We start from the raw sequence: 263 nt of genomic DNA, 5'->3' as shown, positions 1-263 counted from the left end.
AAACCCTGGCATCCCAACAGCATTCGCCAGGATTACGGATTGTTCTACAAGTATTGGAAGAAATCTCCGTGGAAAGATGACATCAGGGATTTCCGGAAGCAAAACGATCCCGGCCGGATGTTCATCTCCAAAATGAGATGCCTCCTGGGAAAGGGTAAACGGCTTTTACAAGGCAGGCATCAGTAGAAATACGGAGGAAGGCCTTATTTTTCTGACATCCGGCCATTTACAAAACCGCCTTTTATGGGGAAATACCGGAGCTG

1 protein-coding gene is annotated in these 263 nt (G+C 47.5%); it reads left to right on the top strand.

Translation table 11 applies throughout. The annotated features are described in order from the left end of the window. On the top strand, positions 1-186 hold a 186-nt coding region (locus CI070_RS13825; protein ID WP_218824046.1), incomplete at its 5' end, for a hypothetical protein. Positions 187-263: the final 77 nt, after the last annotated feature.

Origin of the sequence: Akkermansia muciniphila (genome assembly GCF_900184965.1) — a bacterium.
Taxonomy (GTDB): Bacteria; Verrucomicrobiota; Verrucomicrobiia; order Verrucomicrobiales; family Akkermansiaceae; genus Akkermansia; species Akkermansia muciniphila_A.
The sequence above is the reverse complement of the archived record's forward strand: the minus strand, read 5'-3'. Positions and strand labels throughout refer to the sequence as shown.